The following is a 23,759-nucleotide window of genomic DNA, read 5'->3' as shown; positions in this document are numbered from 1 at the left end:
CAAGTCAAGCCCCGGCTTGACGCTTGTTAATTTTGTTTCAGATGTTTCAATTTTTTATTTACAATCCCCCTGTTGTGGTATCACATATTCTAAGGTATAATGATCAATTTTCATTACACTAACTTGATGCTGTTTGATTTTTAGCGATGAAATTTTGAATTCTAGATGGATATTTTTTCAACGAATCCTTGTACTGCTTGTGGAAATTCTCAAGACCATACTTACAGACATCCAAAGCGTAGTCAAACTTTTTTATCCTAATACAGACCTCAATAAATTTATACAAACCTGACTCAATATGCTGCCTGGCAGCTGGAGAATAATCGTTTAACTTTTTATTTCTTACCGCATTAAATAGGATGTGTCCTTGGTTTCTGAAAATATCCTTCATTTCTTCTGATTGGTTAGTAAACTCTTGATTTAGAGCTTCTCTTTCATCTTTCGATATATATTGATTTTGCTGCCGACGTTTCGCCTCTTCCCTCTCATTAATCCAATAAGTTGACCTTATCATTAATAACCATCCAAACAATTCAACATTATCTTTATTTGTCTTATTATTTATGGAAAAATAATCAGAAAGAACCCGAATTCCGTCTTTGTAGTAACCCTTCGTAATAAGATAACTTACATACATTTTCAATACCAGCTTGTCAGCCCAAAATTCCCAGTATTCCTTAAATATATCAATAGCATAATCGTGGTTACCAGTTGTTGTAACTATGTGGCTGGTTAAGTTTAATAAAGCTTTAACTCTTATTTCTACTACACTTTTTTTTCTATTTAGAATTTGCCTATATAAATCCTCTACTTCTTTTAGGTTTCTTGAATATCTAGCTTCATCTGCATTTTGTAACAATACACTATCAATGTCTAAATTATTTTTGTACCTTTTTACTTGACTAAGTCTTGAGTTGATTCCACCAATAAAGCCGCTATTCTTTTTATTCTTATGTTCTTTCATTACACTCAATAATTCTTTTGAATATACCCTAAATGTTGAGCCATCAAGTTCTTCAATAATTCTAAGCTTTACTAGCTCCTTCATTGCTCTATTAAATTTATCAGTATCATCTTCCATACTTACTATGTATTTTAAACGCTCAGTCAAATATTCATCATCAGCATTATTCAGAAGCATACCAATAGCTATGAATAAGTCTGTTGCATTATCAGATAAATAGTTATAAATTCGCCCATATAGAAAATCTTTTGCTGCTTCTGACTGACTAAGTTCTTTCCATAAGCTATCATTAAATCCCCTGGCCATTAACATATACGCAAATTGATAGATAAATATAGGTCTGCCGGATGTTACAAAATGAATTTTACTTTTTATTTGCTCAGTTAATCCTCTCTCAAAAATATCTTTATAGTTAGCATACTCCGCAGAAAATATAGATCTTATAAACTCTATAGTCTTGTCCGTATCTAACTCATTTGTTGGTATTTCTTCACCTACAATAAGATTTGCTCTAGTTGTAATAATAACCTTATGCTTAGTTGCATCTAGAAAGTTTATAAAGTCTTGTATTTTATTTTTTTCATCCTTACTAAACGTTTCGAAATCATCAATGATTAGTAACATTCTTTTTTCGTGGTTTACTATAAAACTTACATCAAATGTTTTACCGTTGCCAAGAACTTCGTTGACCTTTTTGATTATAAGATCGAAGGTATCTACACTATCTTGAATTTCTTCAATGTCTCCTGTAACCGCATTATACTGACGATCTTTAGCCGACGTAAAAACAATATAGTCAAAGTTTGATGAACCGTGATTAAGATGATCGTCAATGACACTTTGAACTGTTGCAGTTTTTCCAACACCTCCGTGACCCCACAATGTTGCTGCTACGAATGACCGGTTTCTAATGAAATCCATAATCCTTTTCTTCATTCCAAAGTCATAATAATTTTTATAGTTCTTCGTATAATTATTAACGATTGTCCCGTTCGGCACCTTCCTTCTAGTCTCATCCTCTTGCGAAGAAAGGCTCAAAAAGTCCTCCCATATAATATATTCTTTTGCAGTTTGGTTAATTTGATTGTACTTGGCACTGCCAGTCAACCTATCTTCAACTGATACGTAAATAAAGTATTGGTCATCTGAATTTATATGTATAAATGGGGATATTCTGTAATATTGCATTTCTTGTGTAAGAAGATAAACATTATTAATTTTAAATTCATTGGCTGTTTTCGGAGATACCCAAGGTATGGGTACCGCATCTGTCCCTTTGAAGTTAATGCCTATATAATTTTCACCGTCGAAATTGCGAACATAAATAATATCCAAGTTCTGATTCAATAACTTAACTGTGCTACTTTCCAACTGATTTATAATAGACTTAAGTTCATCTAATAACATATCAATTCCATCATCATAAACAAACCCATGACCTATCTCTTCATTCCGTGTACTCAAATAGTTTGTCATTACATTATTTATCGTTGGATCAGATAAAAATTCGTTGTTGACATCAAGTTTTCTAATAACATAAATTATTTGTCCAATAGTCGGTTTGAAAATCCTCTTATTCACATCTTCTTTCGTTTTATCAGATATATTATCTTTATAATTTTTATTCCAGAGATATCCCAGCATTAGCATTAAGCTATATTCTATTCTAACTTGATAATGTACCCTTAGTTTTTCTTTTTCATTAAACCCACTGTGAAATTGTATTTTTCGATCAATTTTTTGATGAATGTAATCCATTTTCCACATCCCACCTAAAATTAGTTTTTACGTATTTACTTTTTTCTACATATAGAACATAAACCCCTCCTTTCTCCTATAAAAAATATTTATATTCAAGGTTTAATCACTCTAAAGTTTTTCACGTCATTTGTGTTAAGGCTCATCGCGATTAAACTAACTCTTTAAATGTTGGCTCTACGTTTATTTGATCCATATAAATTCCCTTTGTTGATTCAATACATATCTTTTGTTCGCGTAACATTGAACATGTTACTCGAACAAAAGCATGAGTATAGATTCTTGACGGTCACGATGTAAACATTTTCTGATGCCACTCGTTGAATCCTTGTTGACTTCAAACATAAAAAATACATCGCCCAAGGCACTCGGCCTATATGACGATGTATTCAAAATCCGCATACTATAAATGCCTCTCAGCCTTTACTCTTCCCCCACCGCCACCGGATTCCCGCTATCCGAGCTCCAATCGCTCCAGCTCCCCGCATAAAGCTTCACATTCTTAAACCCTGCCTCCTGCAGCGCAAAAAAGTTCGGCGTAGCGGTCACGCCTGAGCCGCAGTACACGATAATCTCGTCGTCCTTCGACAGCGCGGCAAAGCGTTCCGCCTGCTCCTCCGGCGACTTCCACACGCCATCGACATGGCGGCTTTCCACCCAAAAATGATTAATCGCCCCCGGAATATGTCCGGCCTTCGGGTCCAGCGGCTCGACTTCCCCACGATAGCGTGGCGCTTCACGCGAATCAATAATGACGATCCCGTCCTTGCCAATGCTCTCCAACACATAAGAGCGGCTTACCAGAATTTCTTCCCGCAAAGCTGGCTCAAAAATAACCCCTTCTACCGCGCCCGGCTCTTCTGAGCTAACGGGATAATCTGCTTCCTGCCAAGCAGTGAACCCGCCCTCCAGCACATACACTTGCCCCTCATGCCCCATCCACTCAAGCAGCCAGCGCAGGCGCGAGGCCATGGCTCCGCCTTGGTTATCGTAAGCGACTACTGTCGCATAATTGTCAATTCCAATTCGCCCCAGAAAAGCAGCCAATACCTCCGGCTCCGGCAAAGGATGGCGTCCGCCTTCTCCATTCGGGCGCTTTGGCCCCGACAAATCATGGCTAAGATCAGCATAATAAGCGCCCGGAATGTGGGCCTCCTCATAAGATTTCCGACCTGTTTCAGGCTCAGTGAGCAAATAACGTGTATCGACAATTACTGTATTTTCAGCACCCAAACGCTCAAGCAGCCAATCTACCTTTTTAAAATAAGTCATCCCGCTCAGCTCCTCCAACCTATTGTCTGGCTTATCCCAGCATTATAACGCCATCGTACCCGATAAATCCCTTGAGGAGCAACCATTTCGGGGATTAATTTCGATTTTCAGGCTGATCATGCCCCTGGGCGCCTGTCCCGGCTTCATGCATGATGAACCAAAACATGCTTCCCTGCATGCCTGCCTGCTTCACGCCAATTCGTCCCCCATATTGCTCCACGAGCAGCTTAGCAATAGCCAGTCCCAGCCCAGCGCCACCGCTCTGTCTATTCCTCGATCGATCCAAACGATAAAAGCGCTCAAAAATACGTTCCCGCTCCGCTTCCGGCACTCCATCACCCTCATCCGAAACCGTGAAACGCACCAGCTTAAGCTCCCTTCGCTGACTCGTTTCAGGCCTCGCCGCCGCAGCTAGGGAAACATGATCGGTATCAGCTGTATCCGCTAACACCTCCGCCTCAATCAAAATCAACGAGCCACGCGGCGAATGCCGCACGGCATTTTCCAGCAAATTTTGCAAAATCCGCTGCAAATGCCGCGGCTCTATCAACAAGCTAAGCGGGCGCTCGGGCAGCTTCACTTTAAGCTGCAAGTCCTTCTGCTCCATAGGCTTCGCAAAACGCGGCAGCAGCTCGATCAGCACATCCTCGACCACCGCCTCCTGACGTGGGCCCTCTTCCTTCCGCTCAGCATCCAGCGTGGACAAATCGAATAAATCCTGAATCAATTCGCCGAGTCGAATCGTTTCTGTACGGATCGTCGCCAAATATCCCCTAAACGTCTCCTCATCTTGAATGATGCCATCCTCCAGCGCTTCCACATAAGACTGTACCGACGCAAGCGGTGTCCGCAAATCATGTGCCATATTCGCAACAAGCTCACGCTGCGACGACTCCGCCGCCTTCACCTGACGAAAGCTTTCTTCAAGGCTCGCTCCCATGCGGTTGAATTGATCAGCAAGCTGCTTAAATTCCTTTAAACCGCTCTGCTCTATGCGCGCCTGCAAATCCCCCTCTGCAATACGCTCCGCCCCTTCCCGCACCCGCCTCACCGAAACTTCAAGCGGCCGCACCAGCATAAAATAAATCAAGCCCGACACGACCCCCGCTCCCACCGTTGCCAGCGTCAGCCATTCGAATTGCTCTCTCGTCAGCAGCATATACCGATAAAACAGCAGCAGCAAAATAATAATAAAAGCAATGCTAATCGTATTAACCAGCATTAAATAAGGACGCAGCCTCATCCGCCTGCCCCTTTCCCATCCAGCTTATAGCCGATTCCCCAGACTGTTTTGATCCAGAGCGGATCGGACGGATTGTCTTCAATTTTCTCCCGCAGGCGACGGATATGAACGGTCACCGTCGTCGTATCGCCATCGTAAGCGATATCCCAAATTTGATTCAGCAGCTGGCTGCGCGAGAATACCTTGCCCGGATATTGCGCCAGCAGGCTCAGCAGGTCAAATTCCTTCGCCGTTAGCTCGGCCTCCACGTCTTTAACCGTAACGCGCCGCTCCAGCGGGAAGATTGATAATCCGTCGAAAAATAGAGCCTGATCCCCGTTGCCGTTGCCATGAGCGCCAAAATTCACCATTCCGTTTGCCGTCCCGCTTCCTTGCCCGTTTCCATTCCCCTTTCCGCTCCCGCTAGCCCCCAAAGGCTGCTGTCCCCTCGCCGCTTCGGCTGCCTGCCGGTTCGTCCGGCGCAAAATATTTTTAATCCGCAGCACCAGCTCCCGCGGACTGAACGGCTTCGTCATATAATCGTCTGCACCCATCGTAAGCCCAAGCAGCCGATCCGCCTCTTCCCCTCGGGCGGTCAGCATAATAATCGGCGTTTCCTCAGCTTGCCGGATAACGTCGCACACCTCGATTCCGCCTAGCTTCGGCATCATCAGGTCGAGGACCAATAAATCCGGCTGATGTTCTCTCCATAACGCAAGCGCTTGCTCGCCATCTGCTGCCACCCATACCGTCCAGCCTTCCCGCTCCAAATAGCGGCGACAGACGTCGGTTATATTTTGTTCATCATCTGCTACTATAATTTTGGCGCTCATGCGGCTTCCTCCTGCCAGCTTCTTATATAGCAACAAATCCCCCGCCAAATGGCAGAGGAGCTGTTTTTGATATACAATGTGTTGCGTTGCTGTTCTATGTCTTGCCAGCGTTGTATTGTCCTAATCCAATGTTGTATACTGCCAGCTTACAGCCTTACTTCATCGACTTATCATCCATGCCTTTTTTCTCATCCATCTTGCCCATATCGTCCATGTCCTTCTTCTCGTCCATCTTGCCCATGTCATCCATGTCCTTCTTCTCGTCCATCTTGCCCATGTCATCCATGTCCTTCTTCTCGTCCATCTTGCTCATGTCATCCATGTCCTTCTTCTCGTCCATCTTGCTCATGTCGTCCATGTCCTTCTTCTCATCCATCTTGCCCATGTCATCCATGTCCTTCTTCTCATCCATCTTGCCCATGTCATCCATGTCCTTCTTCTCATCCATCTGACTAGTATTACTCATATTCGTGTCGTTCATTTTCTCCTTGCTCATCGCGTTATTCGCATTGCACGCGCTCAGCGCAAGCATGCTTCCTACAAGCATAACCATCAGAATACCTTTTTTCACAACCGTTTCCCCCTTGAAAAATAGTTATTATTGTTTCGCAAGTACAGCTTAACAATAAAAACTAACCATTCAAGAACGACCCGCTTGCAAAAGTATTGCTAAATCCTTACAAATATCTAAACAGCATTTGAAGTCCAACAATGTCCAATTAATCCCAACTCATGTCTCACTCACTCAATTTCTCTCTCATTAACACATTAAATCACTCATTATCTCTCTAACTCACTAACTCTCCAAAATCTCTTTCCAAGCGCTGCCCATTCCTCTCAGCCCCTTACACCCACGCATCATTCGCATACCCGCGCTGTTCCCAATATCCGATATGCTCACCTTCAATCAGTTCAATGCGGTTCAGCCATTTGACCGACTTGTAGGCGTACATTTTCGGCACAATCAGCTTGACCGGGCCGCCGAGATCGCTTGGAATCGGCTTGCCATCATGCATGACGGCGACCATGACGTCGTCCATATCCGCCTGCTCCAGCGTCAGTGTATCGGTGTATACACCATCGCCGGAATAAAATTTCACCGTCTGCGCTTTCGACTGAACACCTGCGCTTTTCAGCAGCTCCTTAAGCGGAATCCCTTCCCACGTATTGTTGTACACGGACCAGCCCGTCACGCAATGAAAATCGCTCACCTGCACTGTTCGCTTCAGCGCCACGAACTGCTCCCAATTCCACTGCAAGCGCTGATCGACCAAGCCATCAATCGTAAACGACCAATTGCTATTATCGAATTTCGGAATCGGTGTTACCGTGTATACGCGAAAATTCCCCTTTGCCCCGCCGCCCGTAGGCGGAAGCGAAGCCGGAAGCGGCTGCGGCTCCGGCAGCAGCTTATTGCCATTTTCCGCAACAAGCTCATCAATCGTCGAAGCTCCTCCGAAGCCAGTTCCAAGCGCCCCGCCTACCCACTTTAGAAAAGAAGGCCCGAGCGCAATCGCAATTCCCGCGCCCAGCGTCCATTTGATTACCTGTCTCCGTGAATATACCGCTTGCGGTCCCGCTGCTGGATGAATCGTTTCCTCACGAACCGGCTTTATAGTGCGACGTTGCGGCTGCTTGAGCCATTTTGTCCTTGTAATGGAATGGTAGATGATGTAAGGCAGACCAATCCACGTCAGCAAATCATGTACAAGCAGTGCCGCGTTCGATATTTCAGGCCCCACTACTCTAAACTGCCAGAGCAGCACACCAGATAAAAACCAGCCTGCGAGCAGCGCCAGCACGACGATTACATTAAATTTCTGCCACGGCTTATCCTTTATTTGCTTCCAGTGCTTAGCGGCGAGAGCCAAATAATAAACGACAGGCAGCAGCGAAGCGATGCCGACAACGATGTGGAGCCATTTTAGCCATACTCGGCCTTCGCCCAGAAAACCGCGCCAAAAACCGCCCAGCAGCATCAGTCCCGTCAAAGCCAAAATCACAACGATCCACCCGTTCCAAGCGTGCAGCGAAATAAGCTTTTTCCCGTAACCCTTGCGTAAACGCTCAATGAATGAACTCATTTTTGACACGTCCCCTTCCCAAGCTCCCTAACTTTAACTACCATGTGCGGCTGCTCATTCTCAGTCGTCCCAGCCCTCTTAACTCTATTATAGCGCCTGACACCTGTCATTACGAAACGATGGATCAAGCTTAGCAAACAAAGCTAAACAACTGGCAACAAAGTGCTTACAAAAGTATGAACAGCTTATTACGAAAAGATTAATAACCCTAGAGGCTGCGATCAGTCACGACATCCAAAAGAGCCTGCCCGCAACTAAATAAATTTCAATCTTGCTATACTTCAGCATTTGAGCTATATTATTAATTAATTGATCAGTCATTTAATTAATGGAGGTTTCGTTTAAAGAGAGGAGCATACATGTGGCTAGACCCGTCAATGAAGAGAAAAAACTAGAGCGGCGCAAACGCATACTGAAAGAAGCGGTTATCCTTTTTGCAGAAGGGGGCTATTCAAATACGACGACGGCTCTCATTGCAGAGAAGGTGGGAGTGACTCCCGGAACCATTTTTCAATATTTCCCGAGCAAAGAGTCTTTGTACCACGCTGCCGTCCTTGAGCCGCTTGCTGATATTCAGCAAAAATCGCTTGCTTGTCTTCAACAAGAAGGGAGCCCCAGCGCCTTAATTAAGAACATGGTGAAAGAGCAATTCGACGATATCTACTTCTATACCAATGAATTGAGGCTTGCCCAATCTGTTTTAGGACAACGAACCAGATTCCCTGAGCTTACTGAGAAGGTTCTTGAAAGCACTAAAGTCATGACAGATGCGATTGAATCCGTTTATGCCAAGGGACAGCTAATGGGAGAATTCGACAAAAGCTTTTCTCCAGCAATGATCTCCCGCAGCTATATCTCCTTCTTAAATGGAGTGGGCTTAACTCTTGGAGAAAGTATTGTCCATCATCCTGAGTGGGAAAATCTGAAGGGGCATGCCTATTATTTGTTCGCTCCCATACAACCTGGAAAATAACTGGAGGAGTTTTAATGAGCCAATTATCTATACAACCGGAGCAGAGCTTTATTATGCGTATGAAAAAACGGAAGAAAATTCTATGGAGCCTAGGGATAACGCTTGTGCTTGTGGCGGGCCTTGTATTTTTTATCTCTTATAAAGTAGTCGACACCTTGCTGCATCACCCAAGAGACACTAATGTCAGCTACGAATTGAACGTTGATAAAACGCCCTACGAAGAAGTCGAGTTCCCAAGCTTGAAAAATGATAATACGATTAGAGGCTCCTTTTTCCCTGCAAATAGCCTTTCCGGTGAAGCGAGCAATAAGACGATTATTGTCGTCCACGGCTATACAAGCAACCGTTTAGTTAAAGGACGGACTCCAAAGCTAGTAGAGCATTTCGTTCCGAAGGGCTACAATGTTTTGGCATTTGACCTCAGCTCGCAAGGCAACTCCGACGGAGATTTGATTACACTGGGCTTCAATGAAAAATACGATTTGCTGGGAGCTGTAAGCTATTTAAAAGCCCGAGGCCATACGGGTGATCGCATTGGCGTTATCGGTTTTTCAATGGGTGCTGCTACTTCCTTGCTAGCCGCAAGTGAAAGTGATGACATCGAAGCCGTTATTGCAGATAGTCCGTTTCGCAATGCGGGTTTATTTTTGAGAGAGGGCTTGCCTTTCTTTTCAGGCTTGCCTGCGTTCCCCTTTAGTTATACATCGACATGGCTGGCAAATTGGGCCTACGGCGTTGATTTAGATTCCATCTCCCCAATGGATACGGTAAAAAAGCTGCAAAAAAAGCCCGTTATGCTCATTCATGGCACAGGAGATCAGCAAATCAGCTATAAAAATACGGAAGCTATTTACGAATCCTTAAAAGAGAATCCAAGTGCAGAAGTATGGTACCCGCAAAATACGGAGCACATTGATGCAATCAACCATTACCCCACTGAATATTTTCAAAGGGTAGATCGCTTTATGGATGAGTATGTTGGAAAATAATTAACCCTTTATGCTGAAAAAGCAAGGTACAGCGTCCTCAAGAAATGAAGAGGAGCTCTACCTTGCTTTTGCCTTACAGGGAGTATTAAATGGGAGTATTAAATTTTAGTGGCCTCCACGCATGTTGCTTACGAAAAGCGAGAACGAGACGCATATTGCAGAATAGCTGCCGCTGCCCTCTCACGGCGCTCTACATCCTCAGCCTGCATAGCTAGCCTTAAAATATCCACCGCTTCTCTAATTGTCTTATGATCTATGTCAAAAAACGACTCACTCTGTTCGCTGCTTCCCGCAGCCCCGCTCAACCATAGCTCCATCTGCCAAGCGGTTACGGGCTGCTCATGCCTAGCAAGAAATAGACCTTCGGCTATCACCTTGGCTATCAATGACTGTAGCTCCGGGGCGAGCATGCTGTGCGGCAAGCTTTTGAGCCAGGTTACACCGCGTCGATGGCAGCTGCCGTCCTCCTTGTTATCTGCATTCAGCACATAATAATATTCGCCTAAATCACCCACATGCACCTTATCGTCATCCACTAAAAGCACATAATCTCCGTCTGCCGCTATCTCCACGAACAATCGAAGCTCTGCAATACGCTCAGTCAGTGCCGTACCCTCCAGATGATAAGCCTCCATTAATCGCACCTTGCACGCTTCCTCGTCGAAGGGCTCCAACTTGCCAAGCCCCGGGCCATACAGGCATACGAAGTGATCCTCCAAAAATGTCTTGCTCCGATTTATCCCGTCTACATCCGCTAGCATCACAAACAATTGCAGCCTGCTCACCTCCGCTTCATTCTCTTTCTTCCTATTATATCTCCTAATCCGCCGCAAGAAAAAGCTGCTCAAGCTGGAGCGTGCATGCTAGAGCGTGCATGCAAACATTTCGGGAGGAATCCTCATCCTCGTATACTTCATCTCAGCGGCTCTCTCCTTGCTTAGGATAGACTTTGCTGGACACAGCAGCCGCTATTCCAACCCAATCACGAGTTATGCTCAGGCAATCGGACTCAGAAGCAGCTATTTCGCTGAAAACGACCACTGTGCTGGGATATGGAGGGCGATAACGCCTCTCCTGTCCGCTTGTATCCCAAAACCCACCAAAAAGCTAAAATAACGGAACCTCAGTCCGCCGAACAAGCAGTACGTGTCACGAGTTGCAGGGATCTTCAACAATCGCAACTTGTGAAAAAATAAATCCCGCGCGCTCCCCATCAAATGAGGAAGCGAGCGGGATTTTCGAGCCTGAGCGTACAGCGTTATCCGCTTCATTTTGTTAGCACAACCGGGCCCGAGCGGGTAACCGCAACGGTATGCTTGACATGCGCTGTCGCAAGTCCCGGCTCAACACTGGCAGTGTCACCCGCCAGCGTGCCTGAGCCCGCGATTAAATCAATCGTCAAAATCATGCCCTCGGTGAGCAACTCCTCTGGCTGCTCCACCGGGCGCATCTCTCCCTGCTCTAGTCGCTGAAGAATGCCGTGTACCGCGATATCCGGCATGCTGTTCATGACTAGGCAGCCCGATTTAGCTGCTGAAGTATGGATAGCTACGATAATATCTCCAGCGCTTTTGCCTGCCTTCGCCTCGGCAATGCCGCGATTCAGCGTGTGCTGCGCGGTGCGCAGCAGCTTGCGGGCATGCGGCAAGGGATCGCCTATCGCATACGTCCAGGCGAATTCAGCCGCGCCGCCATCCACCCCGGCAATCATTTCGATTTTGACCATATCACCGCTGGACAGAGGAGCCGTGCCGGGAAACCCGCCGCGCAGCATCCCGTTTACCGAGGCATAAATGGCGAACGGATAACCTTTGCGCCCCTTGTAGGCTGGAAACGCCCCTCTTTCCAGCATGAATCGCTCCGTAAAACGCTCAATTTCAAGCGTTGTCACCCCGCAGGTAATCCGCTTTGACAGCTCTTTGTGGCATGCAGCTATGATGCTCCCTGCATGCTGTACATACTGCTCTTCCGTGCCAAGCGCAAGCTTCGTCAGCATATCCAAACCTCCCTCCTCTATTCACCATATTCGAGGAGCAAAGCGGTCATTCTCACGAATGTGAACAATTCGTGTAATGCTTTGTTTTCTATCCCTTCAAAACAAAAGGGCCCTACCCCCCTCGAAGGGAATAGAGCCCGTATAACCATGCGATTAGCCGACTGAGGAGTTGAGCTTGCCCATTTCATCTTCCACCAGCAATGTTAATTCTTCCTCGTAGCCGCCGGTAATCCGGTACTTTCGAATGTAATCCCTAACAAATTTGCGTGAATCCTTGGGTTGGAAAATTCTCGTAAGTTCTTTCAGGCTTTCCTTGACTTCATTCTGGCTGTGCTTCGCCATGAAATCTCCTCCCTTAACGTTGGATGGTCGTCCTAAACAACAAATTCCGAGAACACATTCGGCTAAAACACCGCCGGACTCCCATCGGTCAAGCGTCACCATGGTTTGATGATTCAAAATGTTTGAACTTTTCTTACTATTATAACATTTATGCTACACTTGGGAAAGCATGCATTTGACGGTCTCGTCCACCAGGCGTATAATCTATGCAAAAAATGCTAATCGGGCGTCCTGTCTAGCGGAGGGTCGCGCTCCTCCTCACCGGCGGAAGCCTCGTCAGCACTAGCATGGCGCTCTATGGATGAACGGACAGAAGCTGCGCTTCGGTCTTTGTGAAACATTCGTAAATAGGCAACAACACCAAACACAGCGACCGCAATACCGAACGCCAGCACCAGCGCAGTGACCCAGCCCTGAACCATGCTCCCAGCTCCTCTCTAACAAAGTGAAACGTTATCGCCGTCCTCCGGCGGCAAAGCTACCGTTTCACGGATAAAATATACGCCAATAACAGGCGATATTTATAAGACCTTATATTTGTAACTATCGGCAAATAACCGCATCATTTTGAGCTACAGATATTCCCAAATATAGGTTTCATTATAACGAAATCCCTGCCTAGCTTCAACTGCCTTAGGAACGAATTACCCCGTCGAGCCACAATGTAAGCCCTTTCTTATTTGATTCAAAAAAACCTCCGCTTCCATACAATCCTCGGAACGAAGGCTTGGCTTAAAGCTTCTTATAGAACTAATAAGCGGACTAAGCCACTCTGCCGTTGCTACGCAAAATCCGGCATAATTTCCTGAATGCAATCCGGCGACTCGTACGCTTCGTTGCCTACCGCATTCGTTACCGGATAAGCTCTTAGCTGATAGGAGTCCAGCGGATCGAGATGCTTGCGCAGTGCACGAAAATCATGAATGCGCGGATTGAGCCAATCCTCCAGTCCTTCCTCGTCAAGCACGATAGGTAAACGAGGCTGCCAGCCGGATAACGCCCCTGAAGAGCTGGCCGTAATCATCGTAAAAGCGCGCACTTCCTGCCCCTGATAATTTTTCCAGGCATCAAAGAACCCCGCCACACCAAACAATCGCTGGCTCGGCACAACAATATGCATCGCCCTTGGTTCTCGCTCCTGCCCATACTGCTGCCAGCCAAAGAAGCCGCTGCATGGTACAACACAGCGCTGCCTGCGCAGCATCCGCTCGAAAAATGGCTTTTCAGACAGCCGTTCGCAATCCGCATTTACGGAATCCTTCGCCCAGAACGGAAACAAGCCCCATCTGGCATCCTGAAGCGTCCGCTCGCCTAAGCGGTCATTCATGACAATGGAAACCGACTGGGTCGGTGCTATATTAAATCTAGTCACATCACAATCAATTATATTCCCAACCTGGAACGACCGAACCAAATCATCGACATTTGCCCTAACCGAATATCGCTCAATCATCTGTATATCCCCCTCTAAGCTGTGCGGGCAAGCATTCCGCTGTGCTCAAAATATCGTCTTGCCCATTATTTGCATATGAGGAGGTTCTTTATTCACTTATTGGTTTAATTTGTCGTAAAACGCTTGCGGAATTTTAGCGGCGGCATTCCGGTATGAGCAGCAAACAGCCGCGAGAAATGCGGCGTTTGACGGAAGCCCGTTTCCTCCGCGATGCGGGAAATCGTCCAGTCTGTCTTAATAAGGAGCAGCTTCGCTTGATCCAGCCTGTAATAAAGCAAATATTGCTGCGGCGTACAACCGAACACCTCAGTCATACAGCGCGTTATATAGTTAGTATGCAGCTGCAGCACTTCGCTGAGCATGCCATTGCTGATCGGACTGCGGTAATTCATTTTCAAATAGGCCGCGGCGCGTTCTGCGACCGATACACCTGCTCTTGCGGCATCCGAACGCCAGCCTTCATCCAGCATTTGCAACAGATGCAGAAAACGCTGCTGCCGCTCCCAGAACGCGCCATGCGACGAGCTTTGCGCGGCATCATGCAGCTGTGCGAAGATGAGCTTCACCTCGTCCGGGTAAGACAAGTGAATTTTTTTCGGCAGCCGAATGGCATATGTATAATAGTCTCCCCTCAAGGAGCCCGATTGACTCCCCTCGGTTTCTTCCCATGCACCCACCGTTTGAAAATGGAGCCAGTCGAACACGGTCGTCTCCTGACAAGGCCGATACGAATAATGATAGCTGTCCGGCCGTAAAATAAGCACATCCCCTGGGCCAAGCAGCCATTTATTATCCCCTTCCGCAAGATGCAGAGCGCCTTCATGCACGAACAGCATATCGAATACGCCAATATTAGTCCGGTTCGGATGCTCCTCACCCGCTTGATATGTACGGCGGTTTGATTCTATAAAAAAGGGCAGCGGCGGCGAACGAAACGTTAGCAGCAGTTCCTCTGACACGACAATCTCTCCTTGTGCAACGATGTAAGTTAGTATTTATGTATGCCCCATGTTACATAACTAACAATCGTTTGTCTACCTTTGCCTTCGGATGCATATTCCTAATAATGAGCATGAAAAAAAGAGCATCGTTCGATGAACCATCGAACGATGCTCTAGCCTACATAGTAAGACTTGCTGACTTTATCCGCCCAGCCTCCGTTGCTGCCTCTGATGTCTTGCTGAAGCATTCGCTTCGCAGCGGACAGCTCCGGCACTCCGCTTCATTGTTGCTTTTGCGCAGCCATTCGGCTTCGGGCAGCATCGTCTGTACAAGCCTCATATAATCCAAGGATTGAGCGATATCAGCTTCGCTTGGATAATAGGAAATCCGCTGACCGCTCATTACCGATAAAACATCAATTCGACTAGGCAGCTTGCCGAAAGCACTGTCGCAAAATACGGCGGTCATATGCTGGAACGTAACGATGACATCCTCATCCTCGTCCACAACAAACTTTTGCACAATATAATCGGTATTCGTCCCATACGGGTCCTCGGCGACAATTTGAAAGATTTGAGTGAGCTCCATATCAAGCGGCTCAACAAAGGTGCGATGCTGCTCAAATTGAATAATCGGCGCCGCCTCTTGCTCCTCCAATAAAAAAGCCGTCAAATGTACAATCGCTTGCAGCTTCGCATCCCAATAATGCTCCGCATTATCGAATTTAGCTACTCGCGGCGTCCACCAGCGCTCCGCCAGCCTCTTTACTACATTAGCTGTACGGGCATGGGGCGGCAGCTCATAAAAGTCATTCACAATATGGCTGACGGCGAATTGCATAAGCTGGCGCCCATTCACTTCGCCTGCCCGCTTCTTCGCCGTCTGCCGTTTAATGAACCGATAGGGACAGCGCAGCAGCTCTTCCAACTTGTAATCCTCAATCAGCTTTACTGCTGCGGATTGCTCCATAATCGGTCACCTCATCTTTCTTGCGGGTCATTTAAGCAACAGCCGCCCTGCTTATTAGCCCGCTACAGTTACAAGACCAGCTACTTGCTTGCCTAAGCTTTTGCATTGTTCCTTCTCATCATCGGAAGGGTTGTATTCCACCTTCAGGCTTTCGGAAACAATTTCCGCTCCTAGCTCGCGCAGCTTCGCCTCGATGGTATCAACCGCGCCGCAAAATACAGGATAGGAGGAATCCCCCGAACCGAATACGGCTGCTTTCCGACCGCTGAGATCAAGTCCTTCAAGCTCCTCGTAGAAGTCAAGAATTTCATCTGGAAGCTCGCCGTCTCCCCAAGTATACGCGCCGATTATGATGCCATCGTACTCCAGCAAATCAGCTGCATTTGCATCGAAAGCTTCCTTCGACACAACTTCAACGCCCGCTTCCTGTGCTCCAGCAACAATTGCCTCAGCCATTTCCTCTGTATTACCCGTCATGCTCGCGTATACAACAATTACCTTAGACACCTATACATTCCTCCCAAGTGTAAATAGCCGTCGCCTTTTTGGACAATCGGCTGCCTTGTTTCCCATCAGCTGGGCGAAAGCAGCCTCTCCTCCACACGCCGATGGCTGATTTTATATGAACTAGGCATCCATCATTTGAATACCTTGAAACAACGTGGCCATATACAGGCTGTCGCCCTGCATATCTACATCCGTGACCGGAATACCCAGCTTCACAGACAGCAGCGTTACTTGATTGCGGATATAAGCGAGCTGGAACAAGCCTTTATCCGTACATACATAAATATCTTTCCCCTTCACAACAATGGAGAAAATAAACTGCTTGCTGAAGCGGATACGGTCAAACTGCCCTTTCTTGTCCCCAATCATCAGCTCGCCGCGATCGCTGACGCCAATGAGATGTCCCCGGTATACAGCAAGGCTTATAACCGCACGGCCCAGCTCAAACTCGGCCCATTCATCCATAAAACGGTCGTACAGCGCGACTCCGCTTTCATGACCGACGACCAGATATTGCGGCAGGTTCATAAAATCATACACCCGCTTGTCGGCGCAGGCTGACTTTTCCCAGCGGCTTCCCGTAATTGACCACAGCCCATAATCGGTTGCTGCATAGCCTGTGCCGCCAAGCATCCGGTATTGATAACAAGGAATGGCGAGACCATCATTCACCCATTGCCCATTTTTATATTGATATAGTCCTTCACTCGTGCAGGCATGAAGCACGCTGCTTTGAAGCTGCAGTCGATTAACCATCGCCGATTGCGGCATCCCTGCACTAAGCTTTAACCATTGCTCTTCGCCATTAATCTGATAGACGCCATAACCAATAGATGCCACGAACAACGCATCCTCGCCTGCCTTCACTGATGAGAACGGGAACAGCTGCCAATTCCACGGCTTGCCCGTTTCGGCTGGCGCATCATTCATTTGATGCTCCTTGCGATTAAACTCTGCCACGATTAAACCAGCTCCATCAATGTATACTTGGACATACTGATAATGATTATCACTTCCGTAGTATATGATAACTATTCTCATATCTAATGTCAATCATTATCTATTGGATTTGGAAAATGTGCCTAACTGTCGACAGCTTTCGCCCGTTGTTCATTCTTTTGCCATACTCCTTGGCCCTCCACCTGTAATTCCATGGTTATACATTGCCTGCGATAGTGCTATAATGGGCAACAATAAGGAAGATGAAACGGCTGTCGTAGTCCTTTGGCGGCGCGGCGCGTTTAGAAGCTTTCGCAAACTGTTAATCCCGGAAGGTGGCCTCACATGGAATTTTTATCCTCTCATTCGCCTAGAGTTGGGCTGGAAGACATCGTTCACGCCCAAATGCATTTGAAAGACGTCATTCTCCGCACGCCCTTGCAATATAATCGCGTGCTCTCCGAGCGCTACGGCTGCAATGTCCTGCTGAAACGCGAGGATTTGCAAATTGTGCGTTCCTTTAAAATTCGCGGTGCCTACCATTTAATGCGTTCCCTGCCGCCGGAGCGGCTTGCCGCAGGTGTCGTCTGCGCAAGCGCAGGCAATCATGCGCAGGGCGTTGCCTACTCCTGCCATGCGCTGGGCATCCCAGGCAAAATTTATATGCCTAGCACAACGCCGCGCCAGAAAGTAAATCAAGTATCCTTCTTCGGCGGCGACAGTGTCGAGGTTATATTGACTGGCGACACCTTTGATGATGCTTATGCAGAAGCTATTAAGGAGAGCGAGCGCAGCGGTACGGCTTTCATTCATCCTTTTGACGATTTGAAAATTATAGCTGGCAATGGCACAGTCGGACAAGAGCTGATGGAGGCGTCGGATACGGTGCCGGATTTTGTATTTGTAGCCGTAGGCGGCGGCGGCCTTGCTGCTGGTGTCGCTTCATATGTAAAAGCCATTTCGCCGGAAACGAAAGTGATTGGCGTAGAACCGGAAGGGGCTCAGTCGCTGCGCGAATCGCTAGATGCAGGGGAAGTCGTTACGCTTGAGCACATCGACAAATTCGTCGATGGCGCTGCTGTGAAGAGGATTGGCAAGCTGACGTTCGCGATCTGCCGCGAATTGCTCGATGATACCGTGCCTGTTCCCGAGGGCAAAATTTGTACGACCATGCTCGATCTCTACAATGAAAATGCGATTGTAGCGGAGCCAGCCGGTGCGCTGCCTATAGCCGCGCTTGAAATGTTCCGGGATCAGATTGCCGGGAAAACCGTCGTGTGCGTCATTAGTGGAGGGAATAACGATATTGACCGCATGCAGGAGATTAAGGAGCGTTCGCTCATTTATGAAGGATACAAGCATTATTTCATGTTAAATTTCCCGCAGCGCGCGGGTGCGCTGCGAGAATTTCTCGATGATGTGCTCGGTCCAACCGATGACATCACCCGCTTCGAGTATACGAAAAAGCACAATAAGGACAATGGCCCCTCACTCGTCGGCATTGAGCTTAAGCACCGCGAGGACTATGGGCCCTTGATCAGCCGTATGCAGATGAAAGGCTATTCCTTCATCGAGCTGAACAAAGACCCTGTATTATTCAATTTATTAATTTGATGAACGGTTATTTTATAATCAATTACCAAGCGTAAGCTTTAGGCGCATCGCCGCCCGGTCCTGGGAAAATCTCATCAATACGGGCGAGCGTCGCGCTATCCAGCTCTAGCTCCACCGCACGAAGCGAGCGCTCGAACTGCTCCAGCGTTCGCACCCCAATAATAGGAGCTGTAACCGCAGGATTAGCCAGCAGCCATGCGAGCGATACGAGATCCTCAGGTTCACCCAGTTCATCACAAAGCTTGCTATATTCGCCCAGTTGCGCGCGGTGCTTGTCCAGACGCTTCGTGTCTCCACTACGACGCCCGCCATTATCCCTGCGGTGATTGCCCGCAAGCAGTCCCCCATCCAGTGGACTCCATGGAATAACGCCAAGACCAAGCGCCTTCGATGCAGGAAGCACCTCCAGCTCCGGCAAACGGCACAGCAAATTATATTTGTGCTGCTCGGATACGAGCCCCAAAATCCCTCTCGCTTTTGCTTCGCCCTGCGCCACAGCAATATCCCAGCCCGCGAAGTTGCTGGAGCCGACATACCCGATTTTGCCTTGCGAGACAGCTGTTTCGAATGCGCTCCAGAGCTCATTCCAATGGACGTTGCGATCCACATGGTGCATCTGATACAGCTCGATATGATCCGTCTGCAAACGACGCAGCGAGCTATCGAGATGGCGGCGAATTTTATAAGCGGACAAGCCAGCCTCACGGTTCGGCCCATCATGGTCATCAAACATATCGCCATATACTTTGGTCGCAAGCACGGTACGCTCACGGCGTCCGCCGCCTTGACTGAACCATTTTCCAATAATTTCTTCCGTCCGTCCAGCGTTTTCGCCCCAGCCATAAATGTTCGCCGTATCCATAAAATTAATTCCCGCATCTAAAGCGGCATCCAAAATCCGGAACGCTTCCTTCTCATCTGTATCCACACCAAAATTCATGGTACCCAGGCATAACCGACTAACGCGCAAACCTGACTGACCTAAATAAGTGTATTGCATAAAAGAAAGTCACTCCTTCAATCTTTTTTTGATTGCCATACCCTTCCTATTATACATAACCGAAAGTCCACAACCAAGCTGAAAGCGCATGTAAAACCTACTGTTTCACATAAGAAACATTAACACTGATTACGGGTAAAATTTAGTTGCAGAGGTAAAAATAAGCCCGTCATGTGCAACGGCATAAGCTACGCATTTACTAGAGAGTGTGATGGGATGGCACTATTTTCTTCCATATTAGTTTTGCTTGCTCTGATCGAGCTGTCCAATATTATCAATCGGCATCCTCCCGCAAGGCGTCTATTTTAGAGCAGGGATAACGAGCTGGAAGGGCTCGCTTGTCCCACATGCGCAAGCTTGGCATCTGCCGCTATTTTCTGGTATTGTTTAAGCCATACGATGTTTTCTGGAACGGCTGATATTTTGATCAAGCGAGCGAGGGTGTTAATGTATGGCGTTGCTGCAAAATTGGATAGAACAAATAAAGCATATGGATTTAGAGCATCTACAGCGCACTCTGGAAAGCTATCGGGAATTTGGACCCCTGCTTGGCATTGTGCTGCCTCTGCTGGAGGCCTTTCTGCCCTTTCTGCCTTTGCTGGCCATTGTGGCGGCCAATGCTAATATTTTCGGCCTGTGGTTCGGCTTCTTATTTTCCTGGATTGGCGTTTCTGCTGGGGCCATCGGCGTCTTCTTGGTCGTGCGCAGGCTCGGGAAAAATGTCAAAGCAAAAGTCGAGCGGCGCTTCCCGAAATCCGGGCGGTTCTTCGAATGGATCGAGCATCGCGGCTTTACGCCGCTGTTCCTGCTGGCCTGCTTTCCATTTTCGCCGTCCTCGCTCATTAACATTGTGTCGGGCTTAAGCGCGGTACCCTTCCGCACGTTCATCATCGCAACCGTTCTGGGCAAGGCAGTCATGATTTTATGCGTGTCGCTGCTCAGCTTTGATATTGGGAACTTCGCCCACGAGCCTTGGCGCATCGTCGTTGCCTGCATCGTCATTGTGCTGATGTGGTTCGGCGGCAAGCGGCTGGAAAAACGTTATATCCATTAGCACTCATACATATTCCCTTTTGAGGCATGCTAAAGCAGAATGACCCGCCGTCATGTTGGACGGACTATGCAGGCCTGGAAAGGGAGATACGATGAACGAACAGCAATTGGACCAAGAGCAGCAGCATCAATACAATGAGATGAAGCCGATGTCGGGCGAGCATGTTGAAGTGGCGGGCGTATACCGCAACGATTGGAATCGTGAAGAGAAGCTGGAGCGCGGCGAGGTGTTTCCAGCCGATCCCCAGATGGGGACGGCGACTTGGCGGCTGGTGGAGCTAGACTTCGACAACCATCATGAAGGGCGGACCGATCCGCGGCTCATCCCCAAGGACGATGACAATGATCCCGAAGCGCATATGCAGCATCCAAGGCGCCATGAGGGCAGCAATAAGACCGAATAGCCTATGAATGGACTTACGGGCTGCCAATAGCAAGCAACGTGAAAAATAAAAAACCGCCTCTTCATCAAATGTTCGATCGTTTGATGAAGGACGGTTTTTTTGCACTCGCCTTTAAGCAGCTGTCTGTTATTCCTGTGCGCTGACCTTAGCCTCTCTGCCTCTGGCATTCGTTTCTGTCGTCCATTCCTCGGGCGACATGCCGCGCTGCTGAACCTGATCCACGATCTTCTCCAGCCTCCGCAGATGGTAGGCATATTCGAAAATAGCCGACGCGACGAACACGAGGCGCTTATGCTCGTCCCGCCCCTCGCGGAAATAATCCGTCAGGTCGGTAATGAGGCGGGCTTCACGCTCCTCCTCCGGCTCGAAGCTCAGGTTCGGCTTCATCTTGCCCTCGATTTTCAGTAAAATCGATTCATGATATTTGGTCAGCTCCTCAATTTGGTGATCGAAGCGCTGCGCCCATTTCCCCGCCCCGGCAGCGGCAAAATAATGCTCCTCCACAGCCTCAAGCAGATCAACGCCCTTTTGCAGCGCCTTAATCGTCTGCTTGGAGACGAGCAGCTGTCTGGCATGGCTTATTTTAGCTTGGGCAAGCACCTTGCGCTCCTCCTCGAACAAGGTGTAGCGATCCTCCAGCTTACGCACCGACACATGCAACGTTTCCTTCTCCTGCCGGAACACGCTCTCCTTCATTTCATTGGAAACGGCGGTTCGCAGCAGCAAGGACATTTGCCCATAAGCGAGATGCACCTGCTCCGTAAATTGCTTGCGCGGGCGTGGAGGAAACACGAGCACATTAATCGTGAAGGCAGCTCCCATACCCGTAAGAACCATTAAAAAGCGTTGCAGCGCCACATCAAAGCCTTGTCCATGGGCTTCCATAATCGCAATAACCATGACGAGGGTGACTCCGATGGTCGCTTCCATTTTCAAACGGATACAAATAAGGATAACGGCAATGCAGACGAGGCCCACCGCAATCGGCGTATGTCCGAATACCTTCATCGCAGCAAGGGCAATTCCTGCTCCTAGCAGGTTCGTCTGAATTTGATCGAGAATTTGCTGCCAGGAACGGTAGATGGAAGGCTGAATTGTCAAAATAGCAGCTACTGCTGTAATGAGACTGGACGGAAAACCGAAAAACTGGCTTAGAAAAATCGCCAGCGTTACGGACAATCCGGTCTTCAAAACACGGGCTCCAATATTCATTTGCTGCGCGCCTCCTCCAGTTGAAGCTCCGTCTTTGCAATCTGCACCCCATTCACCCACAGCGTAATGCGGTGAATGCCCGGATAATGCTTGCGCGTCGTCAAGTCGGCGAAGCGGTGCACACGCGACAGCGTCACTTCCACTCCTCCCGCATACTCGCGGTCAGACAGAAGGAAGCGCTTCTGCGAAGGCTTGCCCGAAGCTTTAATAAAATCAATACCATATTCGATTCGCAGCTTGAGCGCGTCTCCATCCCGCAGCCTAATGACGCAGCTAAACCGCGCCTCGTCGCCTATGTGCACGACCTTAGGCATAGCTTGAAGCTCAGCATGCACCGTTAATGAAGTGCCACTCTCGCCGCCTGCTTCGCCTTCTCCAGCAGCAGCAGCATAGCCGAATAGCTCCATTAGTGCCGGATGGGCTTGCTTCACCAGCGTACGGCAGCCGCGCCTTATAATCCAGTCCGTCAGCGGATTGTTGCCGGACCATTGCCGGGCTAGCGCCACGACTACATCAGGATGGTCTTTGGCAATATCATTGAGATTGTTCGCCACGCTTTTGCGGACATACAGCGAAGAATCGGCCTTCAGCTTGTCCAGCAGCGGAACAATCGGCTGCGGGTCGCGCTTGAACATCGGCAGCGCCTGCGCCCAAGGCAGACGCGGACGCGTCCCTTCGCTCGCCAGCCGGCGTACATGCTCATCCTCATCATCAGCCCATATCAGCATTTGCCGCATCATGCGCTCAGGATCAGCAAGCAGAAAGGGACGTACAGCAAACTCTCCCGTCGAATAACGGGTAAACCGCGCCAGCGCCTGCATCGACCGGTCAAAATGCTGCGGCGCCATACCGTATACTTCCACAAAATCCGGGAAGAAAATATAAGGCAAGCCACGGCACTGCGAGTCGATCTGCATCAGCACCTCAAGCGCAGCCTCGTAATGGCTCGGCAAGAAATCGCCAAGCGCTTCGGTAATTCGCCGTGAGCGCGCCTTGAGCGCCAGCTCCTCCCAATCTCCAGCTCGTACTGCCGCCGCGAAGCCTGCCTCATCAAAGGCTGGCAAAGCCGAGCGCACCAGCGCTCCAAAATTTTCTATGAATAAGCCATCGTATAAGGCCTTTAGCGGTTCTGCCATCGTTAGCTCCTCCAGTATAATCAAACATGCTCCATCTATTATGCCATAACCTGCAACCGGAAGTAATAGCAACAAATCAAACCACCCATGCCTAACG

Annotated in this window: 23 protein-coding genes; 5 read left to right on the top strand and 18 right to left on the bottom strand. The window is 48.2% G+C overall.

Features of this window, described 5'->3' with window-relative positions; translation table 11 throughout:
- Positions 1-118: 118 nt before the first annotated feature.
- From V5J77_RS02615 to V5J77_RS02590, 6 genes are all read right to left on the bottom strand, one after another.
- Positions 119-2,722 carry an NB-ARC domain-containing protein gene (locus V5J77_RS02615; protein ID WP_338554234.1) on the bottom strand — a complete coding sequence of 868 codons (2,604 nt, stop codon included), beginning with the start codon at positions 2,720-2,722 and terminating at the stop codon, positions 119-121.
- A 423-nt stretch (positions 2,723-3,145) separates the two neighbouring features.
- Entirely contained in the window at positions 3,146-3,994 is an 849-nt protein-coding gene (locus tag V5J77_RS02610; protein ID WP_338554233.1) for a sulfurtransferase, read from the bottom strand.
- A gap of 94 nt (positions 3,995-4,088) precedes the next feature.
- The gene (locus V5J77_RS02605; RefSeq protein ID WP_338554232.1) at positions 4,089-5,237 is read right to left on the bottom strand and encodes a HAMP domain-containing sensor histidine kinase; all 1,149 of its coding nucleotides are present in this window, start codon (positions 5,235-5,237) and stop codon (positions 4,089-4,091) included.
- Positions 5,234-6,049: a response regulator transcription factor gene (locus V5J77_RS02600; RefSeq protein WP_338554231.1), complete on the bottom strand. Its 816-nt coding sequence runs from the start codon at positions 6,047-6,049 to the stop codon at positions 5,234-5,236. Before V5J77_RS02600 ends, V5J77_RS02605 begins: the two co-directional genes overlap by 4 nt.
- 154 nt (positions 6,050-6,203) lie before the next feature.
- Positions 6,204-6,620 (bottom strand): hypothetical protein, encoded by a 417-nt coding sequence (locus tag V5J77_RS02595; RefSeq protein ID WP_338554230.1) that lies wholly within the window; start codon positions 6,618-6,620, stop codon positions 6,204-6,206.
- A 274-nt stretch (positions 6,621-6,894) separates the two neighbouring features.
- The gene (locus V5J77_RS02590; protein ID WP_338554229.1) at positions 6,895-8,133 is read right to left on the bottom strand and encodes a molybdopterin-dependent oxidoreductase; all 1,239 of its coding nucleotides are present in this window, start codon (positions 8,131-8,133) and stop codon (positions 6,895-6,897) included.
- A gap of 361 nt (positions 8,134-8,494) precedes the next feature.
- Here V5J77_RS02590 and V5J77_RS02585 point away from each other — a divergent pair, with 361 nt between their 5' ends.
- The gene (locus V5J77_RS02585; RefSeq protein WP_338554228.1) at positions 8,495-9,106 is read left to right on the top strand and encodes a TetR/AcrR family transcriptional regulator; all 612 of its coding nucleotides are present in this window, start codon (positions 8,495-8,497) and stop codon (positions 9,104-9,106) included.
- Between the two features lie 14 nt (positions 9,107-9,120).
- Positions 9,121-10,095 carry an alpha/beta hydrolase gene (locus tag V5J77_RS02580; RefSeq protein ID WP_338554226.1) on the top strand — a complete coding sequence of 325 codons (975 nt, stop codon included), beginning with the start codon at positions 9,121-9,123 and terminating at the stop codon, positions 10,093-10,095.
- Between the two features lie 128 nt (positions 10,096-10,223).
- On the opposite strand, the gene V5J77_RS02575 is transcribed toward V5J77_RS02580, so the two are convergent.
- The 9 genes from V5J77_RS02575 to V5J77_RS02535 all read right to left on the bottom strand — a co-directional run bounded on the left by V5J77_RS02575 (position 10,224) and on the right by V5J77_RS02535 (position 17,264).
- Positions 10,224-10,880 (bottom strand): hypothetical protein, encoded by a 657-nt coding sequence (locus V5J77_RS02575; RefSeq protein WP_338554225.1) that lies wholly within the window; start codon positions 10,878-10,880, stop codon positions 10,224-10,226.
- Between the two features lie 482 nt (positions 10,881-11,362).
- A complete protein-coding gene (locus V5J77_RS02570) occupies positions 11,363-12,091 on the bottom strand; it encodes a M24 family metallopeptidase (RefSeq protein ID WP_338554224.1) in 729 nt (242 codons plus the stop codon).
- A 153-nt stretch (positions 12,092-12,244) separates the two neighbouring features.
- Entirely contained in the window at positions 12,245-12,433 is a 189-nt protein-coding gene (locus V5J77_RS02565; protein WP_046229494.1) for a hypothetical protein, read from the bottom strand.
- Between the two features lie 218 nt (positions 12,434-12,651).
- Complete coding sequence (locus V5J77_RS02560) at positions 12,652-12,855, bottom strand: hypothetical protein (RefSeq protein WP_338554223.1); 204 nt, start codon at positions 12,853-12,855, stop codon at positions 12,652-12,654.
- A 359-nt stretch (positions 12,856-13,214) separates the two neighbouring features.
- Complete coding sequence (locus V5J77_RS02555; RefSeq protein ID WP_338554222.1) at positions 13,215-13,886, bottom strand: SOS response-associated peptidase; 672 nt, start codon at positions 13,884-13,886, stop codon at positions 13,215-13,217.
- Between the two features lie 104 nt (positions 13,887-13,990).
- On the bottom strand, positions 13,991-14,845 hold the full coding sequence (locus V5J77_RS02550; protein ID WP_338554221.1) for an AraC family transcriptional regulator: 855 nt from the start codon (positions 14,843-14,845) through the stop codon (positions 13,991-13,993).
- A 160-nt stretch (positions 14,846-15,005) separates the two neighbouring features.
- Positions 15,006-15,797, bottom strand: a complete 792-nt coding sequence (locus tag V5J77_RS02545) for a hypothetical protein (protein WP_338554220.1) — start codon at positions 15,795-15,797, stop codon at positions 15,006-15,008.
- 54 nt (positions 15,798-15,851) lie between these two features.
- Positions 15,852-16,304, bottom strand: a complete 453-nt coding sequence (locus tag V5J77_RS02540) for a flavodoxin (protein ID WP_338554219.1) — start codon at positions 16,302-16,304, stop codon at positions 15,852-15,854.
- 120 nt (positions 16,305-16,424) lie between these two features.
- Positions 16,425-17,264: a hypothetical protein gene (locus V5J77_RS02535; protein WP_338554218.1), complete on the bottom strand. Its 840-nt coding sequence runs from the start codon at positions 17,262-17,264 to the stop codon at positions 16,425-16,427.
- A gap of 324 nt (positions 17,265-17,588) precedes the next feature.
- Here V5J77_RS02535 and ilvA point away from each other — a divergent pair, with 324 nt between their 5' ends.
- Positions 17,589-18,857, top strand: coding sequence for a threonine ammonia-lyase IlvA (gene ilvA / locus V5J77_RS02530; protein WP_338554217.1), 1,269 nt, complete (start codon positions 17,589-17,591; stop codon positions 18,855-18,857).
- 22 nt (positions 18,858-18,879) lie between these two features.
- Here the strand turns inward: ilvA and V5J77_RS02525 are convergent, their stop codons facing one another.
- On the bottom strand, positions 18,880-19,857 hold the full coding sequence (locus tag V5J77_RS02525; RefSeq protein WP_338554216.1) for an aldo/keto reductase: 978 nt from the start codon (positions 19,855-19,857) through the stop codon (positions 18,880-18,882).
- A gap of 451 nt (positions 19,858-20,308) precedes the next feature.
- Here V5J77_RS02525 and V5J77_RS02520 point away from each other — a divergent pair, with 451 nt between their 5' ends.
- Positions 20,309-20,911, top strand: a complete 603-nt coding sequence (locus tag V5J77_RS02520; RefSeq protein ID WP_338554215.1) for a TVP38/TMEM64 family protein — start codon at positions 20,309-20,311, stop codon at positions 20,909-20,911.
- Positions 20,912-21,002: 91 nt separating this feature from the next.
- Positions 21,003-21,314, top strand: coding sequence for a transposase (locus tag V5J77_RS02515; RefSeq protein ID WP_338554214.1), 312 nt, complete (start codon positions 21,003-21,005; stop codon positions 21,312-21,314).
- Between the two features lie 126 nt (positions 21,315-21,440).
- On the opposite strand, the gene V5J77_RS02510 is transcribed toward V5J77_RS02515, so the two are convergent.
- Both V5J77_RS02510 and V5J77_RS02505 read right to left on the bottom strand, forming a co-directional pair.
- A complete protein-coding gene (locus tag V5J77_RS02510) occupies positions 21,441-22,526 on the bottom strand; it encodes an aromatic acid exporter family protein (RefSeq protein WP_338554213.1) in 1,086 nt (361 codons plus the stop codon).
- Entirely contained in the window at positions 22,523-23,662 is a 1,140-nt protein-coding gene (locus tag V5J77_RS02505; protein ID WP_338554212.1) for a DNA alkylation repair protein, read from the bottom strand. Before V5J77_RS02505 ends, V5J77_RS02510 begins: the two co-directional genes overlap by 4 nt.
- Between the last annotated feature and the right edge of the window lie 97 nt (positions 23,663-23,759).

Source organism: Paenibacillus sp. KS-LC4 (genome assembly GCF_036894955.1).
Taxonomy (GTDB): domain Bacteria; phylum Bacillota; class Bacilli; order Paenibacillales; family Paenibacillaceae; genus Pristimantibacillus.
The sequence above is the reverse complement of the archived record's forward strand: the minus strand, read 5'-3'. Positions and strand labels throughout refer to the sequence as shown.